Genomic DNA, 18,576 nt, shown 5'->3' on the forward strand with positions numbered 1-18,576 from the left:
GAGTTTTCTCGATTTCGCTTTGGAAACGGCGCGAAGCGAGCGGAACGCGCGGCCGGTTCGCGCCGTCAGGCGCGCTGTCGCCGTGATGCGCTGCTGATGTTCTGGCCCGCGTCGCGCGCGAGCTGGGCATAGCCCCATACCGAGATCAGCGTGAGCACGCCGGCGGCGAGGAAGGCGAGACGGAAGTCGTCGAGCGTGAACACGTGGCCGGTGGCTTCGCCGTGGAACGTCGCGGCCACGCGCAGCGAGAGCGCGCCGAACGCGATGCCCAAGCCAATCGTCATTTGCGCGGCGGCGCTCCAGAGCGTGCTGGCCGCGCTCATCTGCGGCTGCGCGACATCGGCATAAGCGAGCGTCGCGAGCGTGGAGAACTGCATCGAGCGCGTGACGCCGTACACGAAGATGACGAGCACCACGAGCGCGATCGGCGTGCCGGGCGTGAGCAAGCCGCACGCGATCAGCGAAATGCCCGCGATCGTCACGTCGACCACCGACACCATGCGAAAGCCCCAGCGCTCGAGAATGCGCGTGGTCAGCGCCTTCATGCCGAGATTGCCGAGCGCGCTCGCGAGCAGCAGCAAGCCCGACTTGAACGCCGAAAGCCCGAAGCCGATCTGGAACAGCAGCGGCATCAGATAGGGCGCCGCGCCAATGCCGATGCGCGTGATCGAGCCCGTCACGACCGTTACCGAGAACGTCGGGATCTTCAAGGTCGACACGTCGATGAGCGGATGCGCATGGCGCTTCGCGTGCGCAAACGCGATTGCGCCGATCACGATGCCGGCCGCGACGATCGCCACGCCCGTCCATGGATTTTCGTTCGGCTGGCTCGCCAGTTCCGCGCCGTACAGCAGCGCGGTGAGCGACGCGCCGCTCAGGATCAGGCCGATCACGTCGAGCGGGCGGCGCGCTTCGCCGCGCAGGTTCGGCACCATGAAGGCGATGGCCACGAGCACGGCAATGCCGAACGGCACGTTGAGCAGAAAGATCCAGCGCCACGACGCGTAGGTCGTGATGAAACCGCCGATCGGCGGCCCGACCACGGGCGCGGCAATGGCGGGCCACGTGATCGTGGAGATCGCCCGCATCAGCAGGCTCTTGTCGGTCGTGCGCACGACGATCGAGCGACCGACCGGCACCATCATCGCGCCGCCGATGCCTTGCAGCACGCGCGCGGCCACGAACTCGTCGAGATTCTGCGCGATGCCGCACAACACCGACGCCACCGTGAACGTGACCACCGCGCCGAAGAAGATCGTGCGCGAGCCGTAGCGGTCGGCGACCCAGCCGCTCACGGGAATGAAGATCGCGAGCGCGAGCATGTAGGCCGTGACGCCGAGGCTCAGGCTGTTCGGTCCGATGCCGAACGAGCGCGCCATCGCGGGCAGCGCCGTGGCGATCACGGTCGTGTCGAGATACTCCATGAAGAACGTGGCCGCGACGATATAGGGCAGCCAGCCGACGCCGGCGCCGCGTTGCGCGGGCGCGCTCATGCGGCCTCCGCGCGCGAAGGCGTAACGAGGAAACGCGGAGGAAGCGAGAGGTTGCGGATCATGAGCGGTGAGCGTCGCGAGTTGCCGATTGGAATTTTTCGGCCGCGATCGTGAAACGAGGGAAGGCGACAGTTTCCAATACGTCACCGCGTCTGTACAGACGTAAGCCAACACGTCGTGAGGTGTAGGAGGGTGGCGGGCAAGCATGGCGCGATGCGCGTAGACTCGTCGGCTCTCGGCAACGCATCGTCAACCCTCGATGGGAGGCAGTGAAATGGAATACCGTTTTCTGGGCGCGTCTGGTTTTAAAGTGCCGGTCCTGAGCTTCGGCACGGGCACATTTGGCGGCAAGGGCGAATTCTTCGAAGCTTGGGGCGCCACCGACGTGGCCGAAGCGCGCAAGCTCATCGACATCTGCCTCGACGCGGGCGTGACCATGTTCGACAGCGCCGACATCTATTCGAGCGGCGCCTCGGAGTCGGTGCTCGGCGAGGCGCTCAAGGGACGCCGCGACAAGGTCATCATTTCGACGAAAGCCACCTTTCGTTTCGACGACGGTCCGAACAGCGTGGGCTCGTCGCGCTTTCATCTGACGCGTGCCGTGGACGCGGCGCTCAAGCGCCTGCAAACCGATTACATCGACCTGTTTCAGCTCCACGGCTTCGACGCGCGCACGCCTGTCGAGGAAGTGTTGTCGACGCTCGACGACCTCGTGCGCGCGGGCAAGATTCTCTACACGGGCGTGTCGAACTTCTCGGGCTGGCACCTGATGAAGTCGCAGGCCGTGGCCGACCGCTACGGTTATCCGCGCTATGTCGCGAACCAGACGTATTACTCGCTGATCGGCCGCGACTACGAATGGGAACTGATGCCGCTCGGCGTCGACCAGGGCGTGGGCGCGGTGGTGTGGAGCCCGCTCGGCTGGGGGCGCCTGACCGGCAAGATCCGTCGCGGCCAGCCGCTGCCCGAGAAAAGCCGCCTGCACAAAACTGCCGATATGGGACCGCCGGTGCCGGATGAATACCTGTACCGCGTGATCGACGCCATCGACGAAATCGCCGGGGAAACCGGCAAGACGATTCCGCAGATCGCACTGAACTGGCTGTTGCAGCGCCCCAACGTTTCCACGGTACTCATCGGTGCCCGAGACGAGGCGCAGCTGCGCCAGAATCTGGGCGCGGTGGGCTGGAACCTCACGCCGGAGCAGGTCGCGAAGCTCGACGCGGCGAGCGCGGTGCGCCCCGCGTATCCCTACTGGCATCAGGAAGGATTCGCCGAGCGCAATCCTTCGCCGGTGGCGCGCGAAGAATAAGCCACGCGCGGGTTGGCCGGTTGTCGATCTGGCCGATGCGGTAGCGAAGGGCGCGAGCCGTTCAGGCGGCTTGCGCGTCGCGCAGGATTTGCGCGGCGCCGAGATGCACGGCGAGCGCGTAAAACTCGTCTTCGGCGAGATTCAGCGCTTTCGCGGCGGCCATGGCACGACGGTGATCGTGCGGATGCAAGGCCAGTTTGACTTCAATTTTCGACTGCGTAATGGGCGACTGCTGGGCAAACTCCACGGACGTTTCTCCTGCGGTAATCGGGCGCGTGGCCCGTGACGGGTGCAATGCCCATTACCGAGTGTCCTGACGCGCGAGGGCGCGCGCCGCCCGCCGCAAAATTGCGGACCGGAAACGGCGATAACGCGGAGTGGGCCTGAAAATCCGCCGGCACTTTATTGCGTGCAGGCAGAGGGCACGTGCTGATTACAGCGACGCGCGGTATAGCGACGCGCGATGACGCGATGCGTCAGCAGTGCAGATAAAACGGGATAGCGACGGCTTTGACGGGTACGGCGGAGCAACGCATTGCATGTACGACTACCCTCCGGAATTATTTTTCTTTGCGGCCGAAAGCCGCATGACAGACCGAGAGTGTATTCGGGTTTTCACCTAGGGTAAATCCCTAATGAAAGAAAATGCGTTGCGTATAGTGTAAAAATCCAACGCCAACAACCGGAAATGCAATGCATTTGCATTCCGGTTCATGCTGAATAGATAAAACGGGGGAGCGGGAAAGCGGCGGCGCGGCCCGAGGGTGGGGCCGCGCCCGTTGCGAGGTTTATTCCTCGACGCGTTTGCGCAGGCGCGCGCGTGCTTCGCCGAGCGATTCGAAATTGCCGCGCGTGTCGTCGAACACGGTGACCTTGCCCTGGCCAATGTCGTATACCCAGCCTTGCAGTTCGAGCTGGTTTTGCGCCACGCGCGCCGCGACGGCGGGGTGCGTGCGCAGATGCGTGAGCTGCAAACGCACGTTTTCTTCCACGAGCGCCTGCACGATCTGGTCTTCGCCGAGACCACGCGTTTTCACGACGCTGCGTGCCGCTTCGGCGTTGCGCAGCCAGGCTTGCACGGTGGGCATGTTGGCCGTGGCTTCGGCGCCCGACGCGAGACCCTTCATCGCGCCGCAATCCGTGTGGCCGCACAGCACGATCTGGCGCACGTTGAGCGCGAGCACCGCGAATTCCACCACGGCCGAGACGCCGCCGAGCATTTCGCCATACGCCGGCACGATATTGCCGATGTTGCGGCAAACGAACAGCTCGCCGGGTTTGGCCTGCGTGATCATCTCGGGCGACACGCGCGAGTCGGCGCAGGTGATGAACAGCGTGTGCGGCGCCTGGCTATAAGCGAGGCTGTGGAAGAGTTCCTTGTTGCTCGGGAATACCTGTTGAGTGAATTCGTCCACGCCGTCGAGCAGGTGCAACAGATCGCAGCCGCACGATTCCGAATGCTCGTGATCGTGTTCTTGCGAGTGAGGTGTGTGTGGCATGGATGTTTCTCTCTTTATCATGAATCGACACAATCGAATGGCAACAGCGTGAGTTTACGCTGAGCGGGCTCCTTACGGATCGGAAACCTGCCGTCTGGTTCGCGTGAAGCGCCTGTCCTCCGCGCACCCTTGTACCGATCGGGGCGGATATGCCGGCAAAGGGGGCGAAAAAACGCGCAACTCGCGTCAACGTGGCTGGGGAACGACGGTGCGCTCGCGCGCGGCGTTTCCGTTCGAAAGCGGATTTTCTCACGCCGGGCGCGTTTGGCCCATACGGGCTGTCGAGATGTCGATGCGGCGCGACCGGGCGGTCGTGGCGCCGTGCACGATGGTGGTGCCTGAAGAGACGAACGACAAAGACGTTTAAATCGTGCTCACCACGCCATGCGCCAGCCGTTTTCGGCCACGCGCGGGGCTTCCTCGACCGGCTTGCCGCTGGCGGGCGTGGGCTCACCGGAGTCGGAAAAGTCCGCGAGAATACGGTCGCGCAGGCTTTGGAAACGCGCATCGGCGCGATCGCGCGGACGCGGCAATGTCACGTCGACAATACGGCGAATGCGGCCCGGACGCGGCGCCATGGACACCACACGATCGCCGAGATAGATCGCCTCGTCCACGTCGTGCGTGACGAGCAGCATGGTGATGCGCTCGCTTTCCCAGATCCGCAGCAGTTCGTTTTGCAGGCGGCCGCGCGTGAGGGCGTCGAGCGCACCGAACGGTTCGTCGAGCAGCAGCACGCGCGGCCGGTTCACGAGACCGCGCGCGATGGCCACGCGTTGCGCCATGCCGCCCGAGAGCTGATGCGGATACGCGCGCTCGAAACCGGCAAGCCCAACGAGCGCGATGTGTGCGGCCACGGCTTCGCGTTTCTGGCGCGGGGACAGCGGGGCATTACGCAGCGCCGCGAGAATATTTTGTTCGGCGGTGAGCCACGGAAACAGCCGATGGTCCTGAAACACGATGCCGCGTTCGAGCGACGTGTCGTTCACGCGCTCGCCATGCATCATGATCGCGCCTTGATAACCGGCGTCGAGACCGGCGATCAAACGCAGCAAGGTGGACTTGCCGCATCCGCTCGCGCCCAGCACGCTGACGAATTCGCCGGGTCGAATGTGCAACGTGACGTCGTCGAGCACGACGAGTTGCGAAGCGCCCGTGCCGTAGTGCTTGCTCACGTGCAGAATGTCGATGCCTTCGGGTTCGGTCGCGCTCATGGTGGTTCCTTCGTTGACGAGTCGATTAGATCGGATTCCGAATCATTGGCCAGTGACGTGCATGCGCGCGAGCACCGCGCGCTCCACGCGCCGGGCAATGGCGTTGAGCGCCCAGCCCGTCGCGCCTACCACGATGATGCCGAACAGCACGAGATCCATGCGGAACTGCTCGCTGCCGTCGATCAGCAGATTGCCGATGCCGCTGCCCGCCACGAGCAGATACTCGGCGCCCAGCGTTGCCAGCCATGAGTAGATGAGCGCGAGATACAGCCCCGTGAAAATCGATGGCAATGCCGCGGGCAACAGGACATGGCGAATCAGTTGTCGATGCGAATAGCGCAGCGCGCGAGCGACTTCGAGGTATTGGCGCGGCACCGCGTGAATGCCATCGCAGGTATGCGCGGCCACGGGCAGCAGGGCGGCGAGCGAGAGAAATACGACCTTGGCCGCATCGCCGAGACCGAACCATACGGAAATCAGCGGGATCCACGCGAACAGCGAGATTTGTTTGAACGTGTCGAAGCTCGGGCCGACGATGCGTGCCGCGATGCGCGAAAGACCCAGCACGCCGCCCAGGACGAGTCCGGCCGTCGCACCGATCGCGAAGCCGCTCGCTTCGCGCGCAAGCGAAGCGGAGAGCGCGCGTGTCAACGCACCGCTTTCGACCTGCTCGCGTGCCGCATGCCACACGTCGGCAGGGCTCACGAGCAAGCCGCTCTTGACGACGTGCGAAGCGCTCAAGACCCACCACGCGACGAGCGCGACGGCGGGCAACGCGGCGCCGCGCAGATCGATGCGGCGCGGCGGTGACGGATCGGGCGACACGCACTCGCCATCGCACACGGTGTTCGATCGTTTGGGTAGCCAGGCCAGTTTCATATCGACATCTCCGTTGCCTGCGCTCAGCCGCGAAACGCGGAAGGCGTGCCGCGCCGCAAGCGCGTCTCGATCGCGTCGAGCACGCGATTGATGACGAGCCCGATCGCACCGACGATCACGACCGCCGCCATCACGAGATCGAGCTGAAACAGCTGGCGCCCAGATACGATCAGATAACCGAGTCCTTCCGACGAGGCCACGAGTTCGACCACCACCAGCGCGAGCCACGCCTTGGTGAACGCGAGCCGCACGCCGGTCGCGAGCGTGGGAACGGCGGCGGGCAGCACGACACGCACGATGCGTTGCCAGCGCGTGTACGCGAACACGCGCGCCACTTCGTCGAGCGCGGGCGGCGTCTGGCGAAAGCCCTGCATCGTGCTGAGCGTGACGGGCACGAGCGCCGCATGTCCGATCAGCAGATACTTGAGCGGCTCGCCCACGCCCACGAGCAGCAACAGAAACGGCAGCCAGCCCAGCACGGGAATCTGCACGAGCGCATTGAAACTGGGGAGCACCCATGCTTCGAGCGTGCGCGAGAGGCCGAGCGCGCCGCCGATCGCGAAACCGAGCACCGTGCCGCCCGCGAAACCGAGCAGCACGCGTTGCAGACTGATGAGCGTGTTGTGCGCCAGCTCGCCGCTTTGCGCGAGATCGACGAAAGTCTCGTACACACGTTGCGGCGCGGGCAGAATTTGCGGCGCGATCCAGCCGCGCGCGCAGCCCACGCTCCAGAGCAAAAAGAGCAAGGCGGGCAGCAGCCACGGCGCGAGATGCCACGCGATCGCGCGTAGCGGCTTGCGTTCGCGTAGCGGTTCACGCGCGGCGCGCGTGCTGTCCGGTGCAATCGTGATCGCGGTTTCCGTCATCGGCGGCTCCGTGGGTCGTTGCGCTCGAGTGTGGCTTGAATGCGTTCAGCCGAGGATTCAGCCGATGGGCTTGCCGGCCGCGTCGTAGCGCGTCCAGTAGCCGTCGAGTTTTTGCGCGTGCAGTGCGTTGTCGAGATAGCGCGGTTCGAACCACGAGTCGACATCAATAGGCTGGCGGATCAGTTTGAGCCGCAACGCATCCTGCGCGACGGCCTTGTAACGCGCGACGATGAAAGGGTCGATCAGCGGGGAGTTGCGATCCTTGAGACGCTGGTCCGCGAATTCCGCTTGCCACGACGCATCACTCACGCCGCTTTTCGCCCACAGCTTGAAGAGCGCGTCGCGGTTCGCTTCGTCGGACGACCATTGCGCGGCCTTCACGAAGACGTTGACCACGCGTTGCACGATGTCGGGGTGCGCGGTCTCGAAGCCGTCGAGCACGAGCAGGTGCGATTGACGCGTGTATTGCGGGCCGTCGCGTTGCGATTCGTAGACGATGCGGGCAAGGCCCTGATCGCGCAAGCGATAGAGGTGATAGTCGTTGACCGAGGCGTCGATGCCGTTGGACGCCAGTGCGGCGAGCGAACTGGCCGTGTCGAGATTGATCACGCGTAACGCGCGCTCGTCGAGCTGGTTCTCGGCGAGTACGTTGTCGGCCACGAGTTGCAGATTGGTGCCGCGAAAGATGGCGACGCGCTTGCCTTTGAGGTCTTTGATCGACTTGATGCCGGAGTCGGGCGGCACGCCGATCTTCACGCCCGAGCGCACGCCCGATTCGAGCAGGATGTGGGTCTTGAGTCCATTCGCGCGCGCGAGCACCGCGGGCAAATCGCCCTGAAACGCGAAGTCGAGTGCGTTGTCGGCAATGGCTTCGTTGACAGCCGGGCCCGCGCCCTTGAAGAAGAGCCATTCAACCTTGATGCCGTCGGCGGCGAATTCCTTTTCGAGCCATTGCTGGCCTTGCACCGTGGCCGCCGGCGAGCCGCCAAATGTAGGCGGATCGCCCGCGCCTTGCTGTGCGACGCCGATGCGGATCACGGTGGGTTTGTCGGCGAAAGCCTGAGCGGCGGCGAAGGAAAGCGCAACGCAAAACAGGTACTGCAAAACGCGGGAAGGTCGCATGAGCAGGATCGAGTGGGGTGATGAAACCGAATGGGCAAACCGGCATGCCGTTGCGTCATTCTTTCCCGCGTGATCGATCAGGACAACCAATGATTCGCGATTTGTATTTCTGCGCTTCGGCTGTGACGCCGTGGATCCGTCATGCAAGCGAAGGGCGCTTCCATGATAGTGGAGCGAGGAAGCCGCTCAAGGAAGAAATCGTGCTAACGATCGAAGCGAAAAGCGACAAGAGAAGAGCCGCCAGCGAGGCAATAGCGCCGGTCATGCGGTGCGCATGCCGGCGTTTCTTAGAGGGTGATCAGGTGTTTTCCGCCGCGTGAGCCGCGGTGCGCGTGCGCCGCGAAGGCATGAAGTACCAGATCGCGCCAAGCGCCTGCAACACGACGAGCACGGCCCACACGGTCTGGTGCGCGATGGCCGGATAGTGGCCGTCGAGCGCGGGCCAGTGGCCAAGCGCCGCGCCGATGGCAATCTGCAAGACGAAGATGCCGACGAAGATCACGAGCGTGAAGGTCGTGTTCACGCGGCCGATCAAACGCGGCGGGAAATATTCGGCGAGCACGGCGTACGTGAGAATGCCCGTGCCGCCGAACGCCCCGTACGCGGCCCACAGCAGCGTGGGCGGCAGCGGCACGCGTGCGGCGAGCAGCGCCTGCACGACCACGAACAGCAGCATCGTCACGCCGGAAAAAAGTTGCACGCTCACGCCGCGGCGCTCGAAACTCCGCGCCAGCGCGCCAAAACCAATGTTTCCGATGATGAACGCGGCGCCCAGAATGGAAACGAGCGACGCGGCGCGCGCACCGACGTCGGTGCTGCCGGCGGGCACGACGTCGCGCAGGAATGCGCCGACCCACAACGACTGCATCGCGTAGAACACAGCCTGCGTGAGCGAGGAAAACGTCGCGGTTTTCCAGAACGCATGGCTCTTGAGAATATGCGCGGTGCCCTTGAACTGCTCGAGCACGCTGGCCTGATGATGCGTGTCGCGCGTGCGCGGGCCGCCGAGCCAGATGATGGCGGCAACGATGACGGTCAGCACCGCGAGGCCGAGGCTCACACCGCGCCACGGCGCGATCGAGAGCAGCCACGACAGCGGCGCGCCCACGGCCACGCCGCCGAGGCCGCCCACGGCCATGACGAGCCCGTTGACGAGCGTGAGCTGGGCGACGGGAAAGTGCTGCGCTGTGGCCTTGAACGCGCCGCCGAGACACACCGAGACGCCCACGCCGATCAGCAGGCGGCCGACCATCATCGCGGCGATGTCGTGCGACACGGCGAAGATGAGCGCGCCCGCCGCGGCCACGAGCATCACGCAGGCGGTGACGCGGCGCGGGCCGAAATGGTCGAGCAGCACGCCGCCGGGAATCTGCGCGCCCGCGAAGCCAAGGAAATACAGGCTCGTGAGCGTGCCGAGATCGGTAGCGGTGAAACCCATTTCATGCGAAAGAAACGGCGCGAAGCCGAGATTTACGCCGCGAAACAGGTAAGAAACGAAGTAGCCGAGCGCGAAAACGGCGAAAACGCGCAATCTCAGTGATGTCATGGTGCGGGCGGAGCCGGCGCAGCGGCGGGCGAGTGTCTGGATGTTGTTATGGGCGAGATTATTGGCGATTGGCGCGCGCCTGACCAGCGAGAGATATCAGCCACGATTGTGAGTAAAATTTGACGTCATGGCCCGATCATTTCCCCCTCTCCAGGCGCTGCGCGCCCTCGAAGCCGCCGCGCGGCGGCGCAGTTTCAGCCGTGCGGCGGAAGAATTGCATTTGACGCACAGCGCGGTGAGCCATCATCTGCGCGCGCTCGAAACCGAACTTGGCGTGGAATTGTTCCGCCGTGCGGGCAGCCGCATGATTCCCACGGCCGCGGGCGCGCAACTGGCCGAGCGCGTGCGCCGCAGTCTGGAGGATTTACGCGAGGCGCTCGACGCCACGCGGCCCGGCGTGAGCGGTGTGACGCGGCTCGAACTGAGCGTGATGTCCGATTTCGCGTCGGTTTGGCTGATCCCGCGGCTGGGCGACTTCTACGATCGTCACCCGATGGTCGATCTCTCGCTGCGCATGCACGCCGACGTCTCGCCGCCCGATCCGTATCCGTTCGACATCGGCATCTGGCATCGGCGCGTGGACGAACCCGGCTTCCAGATTCGCAAACTGCTCGACGATCAGGTGGTCGCGGTGTGCAGCCCGGCCTTGCTCGCGCGCTATCCCGACTTTCGCATCGAAGACTTGCCAACCCTGCCGCTGCTGCGCTTCTCGCGACGTACGTGGCGCGATTTCTTCGAGGCGGCCGGCGTGAGCGGCGTGGAACCCGAGCGCGGTCCCGTATTCGACGACGCCGGTCTGCTCCTGCAAGCCACGGTGGCGGGCCAGGGCGTGGCCACGGCGCGCCTGCAACTCGCGCGCGGTTTCATCGAGCGCGGCCAACTGGTGCAACTCGGCCAGGTTCGCATACCTGCATCGCTCGACTACTACATCACGTGGCGCGAGGGACATCCGCGCGAAGCGGCCATTCAGCAGTTTTACCGCTGGGTGAAGGCGCAACTGGCCAATTGAGACCGCATTGCACGCATTCGAGATACATGCGGGTTTTACCGGTGCATTTCTTGTCAACCCATGCATTGCGATGCACGTTGCTGTCCGATAGAGCCCATGAATTTCGCTGCATGTTTTATACGATTGAATCGCCAATTCATATCGCATGCACCACTGTGCACCAAAGCGGAACGATGATTCATGCAAACGCAAACGAATGCGTTTCAATGCCGGTATTCACGTAGTGCCGGTGAACGAATTAGCGATTCACACTGCCGCTGCTGGCAAAACGATTTGTCCAGGGAATGCCGCAAAGCCGGTGGGGCGGGGGCCGGGAGCCTGCTGCACGCTTCGACTCATCGATAATTTAATTGGAGTATCGTTAGTCCCCACGCGTTTGGCGCGCCTGAGTTTCGTAGTGAATGGTGTAGTGGAATGGGCCCGTTTCGTGGGCCGGCAATAAGACTGTGACAACAGGAGAAATTGCATGAAGGCTATTCAGGTATTCAAACTGGCCGCAACCACCGTCCTCGTGGCGGCGTCGTTCCAGGTGTACGCGCAGGACACGTCGGCTTCCGCCGCGCCGGCCGCGAGCGCGCCCACGGCCGCAGCGCAGCAGCAATACAAGCAATCGAAGTCGCAATACAAGTCGGCGAAGGCGGCCAATCGCGCGCTCGGCCGCAAGGTTCGCGCGGCGCTGGCCCGTGACAAGGACATCAGCGTCTCGAACATCACCGTGCGCGCACGCGACGGTGCCGTGGTCCTGCAAGGCACGGTGCCCGACCAGTCGCAGGTCGACAAGGCCACCGACGTCGCCAAGGGCGTGTCGGGCGTGACCTCGGTGAAGAACGCCCTGACGATCCGTCCGGTCGGTACCTGAGCGTTCGCGGCGCCTGCGGCACGATCGTGCCGCCTGGCGCGCGTCCGGGTTCATCTCGAAGCCGCACATGCAGTCCAGTTCATGGGCTGCATGTGCGGTTTTTTATTGCATGCGCCCATCGTGCAGCGTGGCCGCTCAAGGATCGACGTAATGCATCTCCGGCGATTCGCCCATGAGCAGCGAGCAATTGGCGTCGGCGGCGGCGCGCAGATAATCCCATAGCGACGTGATGCGCCGCAGTTTGCGCAGGTCTTCGCGGCTGCACAGCCAGAAGCGCCGCGTAACGACGACCTCTTCGGGCAGGATGGGCACGAGGCGCGGGTCGGGGGTCGCCATGAAGCACGGCAGAATCGCCAGGGCACTGCCTTGCAGCGCGGCATGGTATTGCGCGATCACGCTCGTGCTGCACAGGCTGGCTGTCACGTTGGGCGCGGTGCGTTCGAGGTAGAGCAGTTCGTGGCTGAATGCCAGGTCGGCGACATAGTTGATGAACGCGTGATGGCGCAGATCCGCGGTCGAGCGAATGGGCGCGTGCCGGGCGAGATAGCCGGGCGTGCCATAGAGCCGCAAGCGGTAATCGCATAGCTTGGTGTAAACATACTGGCCGCGCTCGGGGCGCTCCAGCATGATCGCCAGATCGGCCTCGCGCTTCGAAAGACTCACGAAATGCGGGACCGGCAGCAAGTCGATCGACATGTCCGGGTGTTCGCCCGCGAAGCGCGCGAGTTGCGGCGCGAGAAAGAAACAGCCGAAACCTTCCGTTGATCCCACGCGCACGTGCCCGGAAAGCGATTGCGCGCCCAGCGCGAATTGCTCGCTCGCCGATTGCACGGTGGTCTCCACGGCATCGGCATAGGTCAGCAAACGTTGACCCTCGGCCGTGAGCACGAAACCGCCCGCGCGCGACTTATCGAACAGGACCGTGCCGAGCGCCGCTTCCAGCTCGCGCACACGGCGCGCGACCGTAGTGTGATCCACGCCCAGCCGCTTCGCGGCGCCGCTCGCGCGTTGCGTGCGCGCGACTTCGAGGAAATAGCGCAGATCGTCCCAATTCAATGTCTCCAACTTCCCGCTTGTGTTTTTTTGCATATCGGATGGGCTTTTTCATCTCTATGCTGAGGATATTCGAATAACTATACTCGTTTGCAGACCCGACTCAGCGGTCGCACAATAAAGATGGAGACAGACGATGCACATGCAGTCGACCCCACGCGGGGCGGCCGTTGCCGCTTCCGTTCCTGAACGCGCACGCGACTATCGGATCGCAGGCGGGGCCAGCATGGCCGCCACGGCGATCGAGTCATACGGCTTCTTCCTTTGCGGCACCGCCGCCGCGCTCGTTTTCAGCAAGATTTTCTTTCCCGCGCTCGATCCCATTTTCGGAACACTGGCTGCATTCGCCACCTCTGCCGCAGGCTTGATTGGCCGGCCCATGGCAGGCGTCGCATTCGGTCACTTCCGCGATCGCGCGGGCCGTAAATCGACGTGTTCTCCGCGGAGATTCGCTACAAAATTATTTCGGTTTCCGTATCAATTGCCGGTGTGATCCGCCGCGACCATCCATCGTTGCGCTGGTCTGCACGTTGTTCAGGCTCGAAGCACGATTAAACCGCTGGATTGACCCCATTCTTATCCGAGAGAGTTCATCATGAATGCTGTGACCCAGGCTTCCAACGCACAAGTCTCCACCGTCAAGCTGCTGATCAACGGCGAATTCGTCGAATCGAAAACCACCGAATGGCGCGACATCGTCAATCCGGCCACGCAGGAAGTGCTGGCGCGCGTGCCGTTCGCGACCGTCGAAGAAGTCGATCTCGCTGTGAAGAGTGCACACGCCGCCTTCGCGAGCTGGAGAAACACGTCGCTGGGTGTGCGGCTGCGCATCATGCTCAAGCTGCAGGCGTTGATTCGCGAGAATATGTCGCGTATTGCGCAAACGCTCACGGCGGAACAAGGCAAGACACTGCCCGATGCGGAAGGCGACATTTTCCGCGGCCTCGAAGTGGTCGAGCACGCGTGTTCGATCGGCACGTTGCAGCAGGGCGGTTTTGCCGAGAACGTCGCGGGCGGCGTGGATACCTATACGCTGCAACAGCCGATTGGCGTGTGCGCGGGCATCACGCCGTTCAATTTCCCCGCCATGATTCCGCTCTGGATGTTCCCCATGGCGATCGTGTGCGGCAACACGTTCGTGCTGAAGCCCTCGGAGCAAGACCCGCTTTCGACCATGCAACTCGTCGAACTCGCGATCGAAGCGGGCATTCCCAAGGGCGTGCTCAACGTCGTGCACGGCGGCAAGGAAGTCGTCGATGCGATCTGCACGCACGATCTCGTGAAGGCCATTTCCTTCGTCGGCTCGACGGCCGTGGGCACGCATGTCTATCGCCTCGGCAGCGAGCACGGCAAGCGCGTGCAGTCGATGATGGGCGCAAAGAATCACGCCGTGGTGCTGCCCGACGCGAACCGCGAGCAGACGATCAACGCGCTGGTGGGCGCGGCGTTCGGCGCGGCGGGCCAGCGTTGCATGGCGACCTCGGTGGCGGTGTTCGTGGGCGCGGCTCAGGAGTGGGTGGGCGAACTCGTCGAGAAGGCGAAGACGCTCAAGGTGAACGCGGGCCACGAACCGAATACCGACGTGGGTCCGGTGGTGTCGCGCGCGGCGAAAACGCGCATTCTCGGTTTGATCGAAGCGGGCGTGAAGCAGGGCGCGACGCTCGCGCTCGACGGCCGCGACGTGAAGGTGCCGAACTACGAGAGCGGCAATTTCGTCGGGCCAACGGTGTTCACGAACGTCGAGACCGGGATGGACATCTACACCAATGAGATTTTCGGGCCCGTGCTCGTGGTGCTTACGGCAAACACACTCGACGAAGCCATTGCTATCGTCAATGCGAATCCGTTCGGCAACGGTGTGGGTTTGTTCACGCAAAGCGGCGCGGCGGCGCGTAAATTCCAGAGCGAAATCGACATCGGCCAGGTCGGCATCAATATTCCGATTCCGGTGCCCGTGCCTTATTTCAGCTTCACGGGTTCGCGCGGTTCGAAGCTCGGCGATCTCGGCCCGTACGGCAAGCAAGTGGTGCAGTTCTATACGCAAACCAAGACGGTCACCGCGCGCTGGTTCGACGACGCCACGGTGAACGACGGCGTGAACACCACGATCAGTCTGCGCTGAACGGTTGCGCGCGCAACCGACCTCTATCAACGATAACGGAGACACGCTCATGAAAATCGCATTCGTCGGGTTGGGCCACATGGGCGCGCCAATGGCGCTCAATCTGCTCAAGGCAGGGCATGCGCTGGCGGTGTTCGACCTGAGCGCCGACGCCATGCAAACGCTTGCCGATGCGGGCGCGCGCAAGGCCGCTTCGCCGAAAGACGCCGTGAACGGCGCCGAATACGTGATCACGATGCTGCCCGCCGCCGCGCACGTGCGCAGCGTGCTCGGTGCCGAAGACGGCGTGCTCGCGGGCATCGCGAAGGGCGTGACGATCATCGACTCGAGCACGATCGATCCCGCGAGCGTGAAGGAGTTCGCGGCGCTCGCCGCCGCGCACGGCAACGCATTCGTCGATGCGCCCGTTTCCGGCGGCACCGGCGGCGCGGCGGCGGGCACGCTCACGTTCATGGTGGGCGGCAGCGCGGCGATCTACGAGAGCGTGAAACCCGTGCTCTCGGGCATGGGCAAGAACATCGTGCATTGCGGCGAGACGGGTACGGGGCAGGTCGCGAAGATCTGCAACAACCTCGTGCTGGGCGTGACGATGGCGGGCGTGGCCGAAGCGATGGCGCTGGGCGAGGCGCTCGGCATCGACCCGAAGGTGTTGGGCGGCATCATGAACACGTCCACGGGTCGCAGCTGGAGTTCGGACACGTACAACCCGTTTCCGGGCGTAATCGAAACGGCGCCGTCCTCGCGCGGTTATTCGGGCGGCTTCGGCACCGATCTCATGCTCAAGGATCTCGGGCTCGCCACCGACGCCGCGAAGGGCGCGCGCCAGCCTGCGTTCATGGGCGCGCTCGCGCAACAGCTGTATCAGGCAATGAGTACGCGCGGCGACGGCAAGCTCGATTTTTCGGCGATCATCAAGCTCTACCGTAGCGACCAATAACGCGTGGGATCCAACGTATCGAGGCGCGCCTTAACGGGCGCGCTTTTTTATTGGCGCGCCGCAATGGCCGCATGCATCTTCGATTCGATGCCGTCGATCAGGCGTGTGAACCAGCGGTTCAACAGCGCATTCGAAGGCGCGAGCACGGTCGAGCACGCGAGGATGCGATAGACGTCGTGGCGCGTAACCTTCGAGGTTTTCGCGGGATCGAGCCAGTCTTCGTTGGCCACGAGACGGTCGAGCGTTTCGAGGCCGATCAGAATGGGCCACAGGCACGCGAGCCGCAAACGCAGTGAAAGACGCGGCAACGCGAACGTATAGTCGATTGCCGCGCGGAAGTGCTCGAGCGCCACGCGTACGAGGTCGAACATGACCGGTTGCGCGCGCAACGATGCGCCGGGCTGCATGAGCGCGCGCGCGTCGAGTCCGAGTTCGCCGAGCATCGACACGGGCAAATAGCATCGTCCGATACGCAGATCCTTGCCGCAATCGCGCAGCACGTTCACCAGTTGCAGCGCTTTGCCGAAGCGCACGCCGCGCGCGCACAGGGTTGCCTCGAGCGATGGCGCGAGCGCACCCGGCACATGGCGGTAAGTCATCTGCGTCCAGAACTCACCCACGCAACCCGCCACGAGATACGTGTAGCGGTCGAGATCGTCGCGCGTTTCCAACGCCTTCACTTCGCCCGATTGTTCGTCGGGGAAGGTGCGTAGATCGAATTCCATGCCCTCGGTGAGCGTCGCGACCACGCCGCGCACGGCCGCGCGATCGCCTTCGTCGAGTTGCGCGAGGATGTCGAGCGCGCCATCGAGCGACTCCAGCAGCAGTTTCTCGTCCGAATGCGTTTGCTGGCCCGCGACTTCGCCCGCGAGATGCGCGAGCGCGCGGTTGTCGGTCGTGGTGCCGTCGATCCGTTCGCGCAGCGCGAGCAGCAGCGCGAGGCGGCGCTCGGGCGGGATCAGCGCGGTGTCCGCGATGGTGTCGGCGGCGCGCGCCAGCAGGTAGGCCTCGCCCACGGGGTCGCGCATGCCGGCCGGCAGCACGCGCATCGTGAGGTAGAACGAACGGGAAACGCCTTTGAGCAACGGGCCTAGCAGAAAGGCCCGGGTAGAATTCTGCATGTCGGATTGGGGCAGCGAGGGACGGATCGAGCGCAGCCGCATTGTATCGTGGACGAGGGAGGCCAGGCCCGGTGAGACCCGCGCGCGCGTTTTTCGACCTGCAGGTGCGCTTCGCGCACGAAGCCGCGCGCTTGACCGGTGCGCCGCTCGTGGGCGCGTTGCTCGAGTGGACCAATCTGTATGTGCGTTTCGGAGCGGGGCGTGCTTTCGATCCGGCGCATCCGCTTTGGGCCGCCTATTCGAGCGGTATCGACGAAAGCGCGCCGCTTGCGCAGCAATGCGAATGGACATGGCGCTATCTCCAGCGGTGCCCGACGCATCGCGCGTCGCCGTATGTCATCGCGAGCTTCGGTTGCTTCGCCTATGCGCGCGACGCGCACGGCGGCGTGCGGCTGCATTTCGACCCGCGTGTCGATAGAGGCATGTCGCCGCTCGATATCCGGCGGCGCCACGCTCGCCGCGCCGAATTGCAGCGGTTGATCGAGCACGTGTGCGAACACGATCCCGCCTGGTCGTCGCTCGAACTGCACGGCACGTCCTGGCTTTATAACGTGCCCGCGTATCGAGGCCTCTTTCCCGATGTTTACGTGGCCAGCGCGCAGCCCGTGCCGCGTTGGCGCGCGCTCTCGCTCTGGGGGCAATTTCTCGATCGGCATGGCGCGCTGCGTGAAATGCCGGCGGCGGGCATGCTCACGCGCGTTGCCCAACTCCGCAATATAGAAGAGGGGATCGCGCAATGCTTTCCTTTTCAGGCGCTCGCCGTGAGCGCGCCCATCCAGTTGTTGCGCGAACATTTCAGCGCATGACGCGTGGCTTTCTATTCTGTCGATCGAATGGCCAGATCCTTAATATGACTGTTTTGTGATCGCAAGTATCGGTAACCGCTACGGTTACCAAAAATTTCGCCGAAAGGGTGTGCGGCGCTATCGGTGCCGGCAATTGAAAGCCGCCTCGCGAAACAAGCCAATAACGCCTGCGTCGAAAACCAACGCCAAAAAAGCGGCAAGATTCCATCGTCGCGAATATTGATGAAAGTAATACGAGTAATGCGCGGGTAATGTGACGGCGCTCACGCAACCCCTAGACTCCGCCGATGCTTTTTGTCTCGGAGCGTTGCTCATGCCTTCGTCCCCGGCTCTTGCCATTCATTCCCTGCGCGATTTCGAGCTGACTGCGGACGGCCAGTATTTGATGGTGAACGGCAATCAGCCCGACAGCGTTGCGCTGCATTGTTCGGTGATGCATGAGTTGCTTGCCGCGCTTTCCAATGCAATTGGCCGTTCCGAACGGATTCGTCAGAAGACCGCGAGCGTGAAATTCACCATGCCCTGCGAGGCGTGGGAAATCGGCCGCGAATCGGGCGAGGTGCAGCACCTGGTCGTGAGTTTTCGACTGCCGGGCGGCGCTGAATTGTCGTTTCGTCTGCATCCGGCCCAGGCCGCGCATATGACCGAAGTCCTGTCGCTCGTCACCGGTCTCGCCGCGGTGCGTCGCCCCGGCGGCATGAGCGTCCAGTAACGCGGCCGCATTCGTCGCACCCGCTG

18 protein-coding genes and 1 pseudogene are annotated in these 18,576 nt (G+C 63.8%); 9 read left to right on the top strand and 10 right to left on the bottom strand.

The features are described 5' to 3' along the window. Positions 1-65: 65 nt before the first annotated feature. Positions 66-1,493, bottom strand: a complete 1,428-nt coding sequence (locus tag FAZ98_RS22095; RefSeq protein ID WP_158953815.1) for a DHA2 family efflux MFS transporter permease subunit — start codon at positions 1,491-1,493, stop codon at positions 66-68. Between the two features lie 274 nt (positions 1,494-1,767). Between FAZ98_RS22095 and FAZ98_RS22100 the strand changes: the two genes are divergently transcribed. Beyond that, positions 1,768-2,805 (top strand): aldo/keto reductase, encoded by a 1,038-nt coding sequence (locus tag FAZ98_RS22100; protein WP_158953817.1) that lies wholly within the window; start codon positions 1,768-1,770, stop codon positions 2,803-2,805. A 61-nt stretch (positions 2,806-2,866) separates the two neighbouring features. Here FAZ98_RS22100 and FAZ98_RS22105 read toward each other — a convergent pair whose 3' ends face one another. The 6 genes from FAZ98_RS22105 to FAZ98_RS22130 all read right to left on the bottom strand — a co-directional run bounded on the left by FAZ98_RS22105 (position 2,867) and on the right by FAZ98_RS22130 (position 8,385). Beyond that, positions 2,867-3,052, bottom strand: coding sequence for a hypothetical protein (locus tag FAZ98_RS22105; RefSeq protein WP_158953819.1), 186 nt, complete (start codon positions 3,050-3,052; stop codon positions 2,867-2,869). 541 nt (positions 3,053-3,593) lie between these two features. Then, positions 3,594-4,304 carry a carbonic anhydrase gene (locus tag FAZ98_RS22110; protein WP_158953821.1) on the bottom strand — a complete coding sequence of 237 codons (711 nt, stop codon included), beginning with the start codon at positions 4,302-4,304 and terminating at the stop codon, positions 3,594-3,596. 374 nt (positions 4,305-4,678) lie between these two features. Next, on the bottom strand, positions 4,679-5,518 hold the full coding sequence (locus tag FAZ98_RS22115) for an ABC transporter ATP-binding protein (protein WP_158953823.1): 840 nt from the start codon (positions 5,516-5,518) through the stop codon (positions 4,679-4,681). 42 nt (positions 5,519-5,560) lie between these two features. After that, positions 5,561-6,397, bottom strand: coding sequence for an ABC transporter permease (locus tag FAZ98_RS22120; protein WP_158953825.1), 837 nt, complete (start codon positions 6,395-6,397; stop codon positions 5,561-5,563). 23 nt (positions 6,398-6,420) lie between these two features. Then, positions 6,421-7,263 (bottom strand): ABC transporter permease, encoded by an 843-nt coding sequence (locus tag FAZ98_RS22125; RefSeq protein ID WP_158953827.1) that lies wholly within the window; start codon positions 7,261-7,263, stop codon positions 6,421-6,423. 57 nt (positions 7,264-7,320) lie between these two features. Beyond that, a complete protein-coding gene (locus FAZ98_RS22130) occupies positions 7,321-8,385 on the bottom strand; it encodes an ABC transporter substrate-binding protein (protein ID WP_158953829.1) in 1,065 nt (354 codons plus the stop codon). Positions 8,386-8,405: 20 nt separating this feature from the next. Between FAZ98_RS22130 and FAZ98_RS22135 the strand changes: the two genes are divergently transcribed. Then, positions 8,406-8,705, top strand: a complete 300-nt coding sequence (locus tag FAZ98_RS22135; RefSeq protein WP_158953831.1) for a hypothetical protein — start codon at positions 8,406-8,408, stop codon at positions 8,703-8,705. Here the strand turns inward: FAZ98_RS22135 and FAZ98_RS22140 are convergent. After that, on the bottom strand, positions 8,684-9,931 hold the full coding sequence (locus FAZ98_RS22140) for an MFS transporter (RefSeq protein ID WP_158953833.1): 1,248 nt from the start codon (positions 9,929-9,931) through the stop codon (positions 8,684-8,686). The genes FAZ98_RS22135 and FAZ98_RS22140 overlap by 22 nt on opposite strands. A 127-nt stretch (positions 9,932-10,058) precedes the next feature. On the opposite strand from FAZ98_RS22140, the gene FAZ98_RS22145 reads away from it, so the two are divergent. Together FAZ98_RS22145 and FAZ98_RS22150 are read left to right on the top strand one after the other, a co-directional pair. Continuing rightward, positions 10,059-10,940, top strand: coding sequence for a LysR substrate-binding domain-containing protein (locus FAZ98_RS22145; protein WP_158953835.1), 882 nt, complete (start codon positions 10,059-10,061; stop codon positions 10,938-10,940). A 466-nt stretch (positions 10,941-11,406) separates the two neighbouring features. Further along, a complete protein-coding gene (locus FAZ98_RS22150; RefSeq protein WP_158953837.1) occupies positions 11,407-11,799 on the top strand; it encodes a BON domain-containing protein in 393 nt (130 codons plus the stop codon). Positions 11,800-11,934: 135 nt separating this feature from the next. On the opposite strand, the gene FAZ98_RS22155 is transcribed toward FAZ98_RS22150, so the two are convergent. Continuing rightward, the gene (locus tag FAZ98_RS22155; protein WP_158953839.1) at positions 11,935-12,888 is read right to left on the bottom strand and encodes a LysR family transcriptional regulator; all 954 of its coding nucleotides are present in this window, start codon (positions 12,886-12,888) and stop codon (positions 11,935-11,937) included. A 100-nt stretch (positions 12,889-12,988) separates the two neighbouring features. On the opposite strand from FAZ98_RS22155, the pseudogene FAZ98_RS22160 reads away from it, so the two are divergent. From FAZ98_RS22160 to mmsB, 3 genes and pseudogenes are all read left to right on the top strand, one after another. Further along, positions 12,989-13,282: pseudogene (locus FAZ98_RS22160) on the top strand (MFS transporter); the annotation flags it as partial. Positions 13,283-13,447: 165 nt separating this feature from the next. After that, positions 13,448-14,974 (top strand): CoA-acylating methylmalonate-semialdehyde dehydrogenase, encoded by a 1,527-nt coding sequence (locus FAZ98_RS22165; protein WP_158953841.1) that lies wholly within the window; start codon positions 13,448-13,450, stop codon positions 14,972-14,974. A gap of 49 nt (positions 14,975-15,023) precedes the next feature. After that, a complete protein-coding gene (mmsB, locus tag FAZ98_RS22170) occupies positions 15,024-15,911 on the top strand; it encodes a 3-hydroxyisobutyrate dehydrogenase (protein WP_158953843.1) in 888 nt (295 codons plus the stop codon). Between the two features lie 47 nt (positions 15,912-15,958). Here the strand turns inward: mmsB and FAZ98_RS22175 are convergent, their stop codons facing one another. Continuing rightward, the gene (locus FAZ98_RS22175) at positions 15,959-17,032 is read right to left on the bottom strand and encodes a phytoene/squalene synthase family protein (RefSeq protein WP_158953845.1); all 1,074 of its coding nucleotides are present in this window, start codon (positions 17,030-17,032) and stop codon (positions 15,959-15,961) included. A 71-nt stretch (positions 17,033-17,103) separates the two neighbouring features. Here FAZ98_RS22175 and FAZ98_RS22180 point away from each other — a divergent pair, with 71 nt between their 5' ends. Further along, positions 17,104-17,838 carry a hypothetical protein gene (locus tag FAZ98_RS22180; RefSeq protein ID WP_158953847.1) on the top strand — a complete coding sequence of 245 codons (735 nt, stop codon included), beginning with the start codon at positions 17,104-17,106 and terminating at the stop codon, positions 17,836-17,838. Between the two features lie 313 nt (positions 17,839-18,151). Next, positions 18,152-18,550: a hypothetical protein gene (locus tag FAZ98_RS22185; RefSeq protein ID WP_158953849.1), complete on the top strand. Its 399-nt coding sequence runs from the start codon at positions 18,152-18,154 to the stop codon at positions 18,548-18,550. The last annotated feature ends 26 nt before the right edge of the window (positions 18,551-18,576 follow it).

Origin of the sequence: Paraburkholderia acidisoli, from assembly GCF_009789675.1 — a bacterium.
GTDB lineage: Bacteria > Pseudomonadota > Gammaproteobacteria > Burkholderiales > Burkholderiaceae > Paraburkholderia > Paraburkholderia acidisoli.

Bases quoted from the DNA above. Each gene is read 5' to 3' on its own strand.
- FAZ98_RS22095 (WP_158953815.1), bottom strand. From the start codon at position 1,493: ATGAGCGCGCCCGCGCAACGCGGCGCCGGCGTCGGCTGGCTGCCCTAT.
- FAZ98_RS22100 (WP_158953817.1), top strand. From the start codon at position 1,768: ATGGAATACCGTTTTCTGGGCGCGTCTGGTTTTAAAGTGCCGGTCCTG.
- FAZ98_RS22110 (WP_158953821.1), bottom strand. From the start codon at position 4,304: ATGCCACACACACCTCACTCGCAAGAACACGATCACGAGCATTCGGAA.
- FAZ98_RS22115 (WP_158953823.1), bottom strand. From the start codon at position 5,518: ATGAGCGCGACCGAACCCGAAGGCATCGACATTCTGCACGTGAGCAAG.
- FAZ98_RS22120 (WP_158953825.1), bottom strand. From the start codon at position 6,397: ATGAAACTGGCCTGGCTACCCAAACGATCGAACACCGTGTGCGATGGC.
- FAZ98_RS22125 (WP_158953827.1), bottom strand. From the start codon at position 7,263: ATGACGGAAACCGCGATCACGATTGCACCGGACAGCACGCGCGCCGCG.
- FAZ98_RS22130 (WP_158953829.1), bottom strand. From the start codon at position 8,385: ATGCGACCTTCCCGCGTTTTGCAGTACCTGTTTTGCGTTGCGCTTTCC.
- FAZ98_RS22135 (WP_158953831.1), top strand. From the start codon at position 8,406: ATGAAACCGAATGGGCAAACCGGCATGCCGTTGCGTCATTCTTTCCCG.
- FAZ98_RS22140 (WP_158953833.1), bottom strand. From the start codon at position 9,931: ATGACATCACTGAGATTGCGCGTTTTCGCCGTTTTCGCGCTCGGCTAC.
- FAZ98_RS22145 (WP_158953835.1), top strand. From the start codon at position 10,059: ATGGCCCGATCATTTCCCCCTCTCCAGGCGCTGCGCGCCCTCGAAGCC.
- FAZ98_RS22150 (WP_158953837.1), top strand. From the start codon at position 11,407: ATGAAGGCTATTCAGGTATTCAAACTGGCCGCAACCACCGTCCTCGTG.
- FAZ98_RS22155 (WP_158953839.1), bottom strand. From the start codon at position 12,888: ATGCAAAAAAACACAAGCGGGAAGTTGGAGACATTGAATTGGGACGAT.
- FAZ98_RS22165 (WP_158953841.1), top strand. From the start codon at position 13,448: ATGAATGCTGTGACCCAGGCTTCCAACGCACAAGTCTCCACCGTCAAG.
- mmsB (WP_158953843.1), top strand. From the start codon at position 15,024: ATGAAAATCGCATTCGTCGGGTTGGGCCACATGGGCGCGCCAATGGCG.
- FAZ98_RS22175 (WP_158953845.1), bottom strand. From the start codon at position 17,032: ATGCAGAATTCTACCCGGGCCTTTCTGCTAGGCCCGTTGCTCAAAGGC.
- FAZ98_RS22185 (WP_158953849.1), top strand. From the start codon at position 18,152: ATGCCTTCGTCCCCGGCTCTTGCCATTCATTCCCTGCGCGATTTCGAG.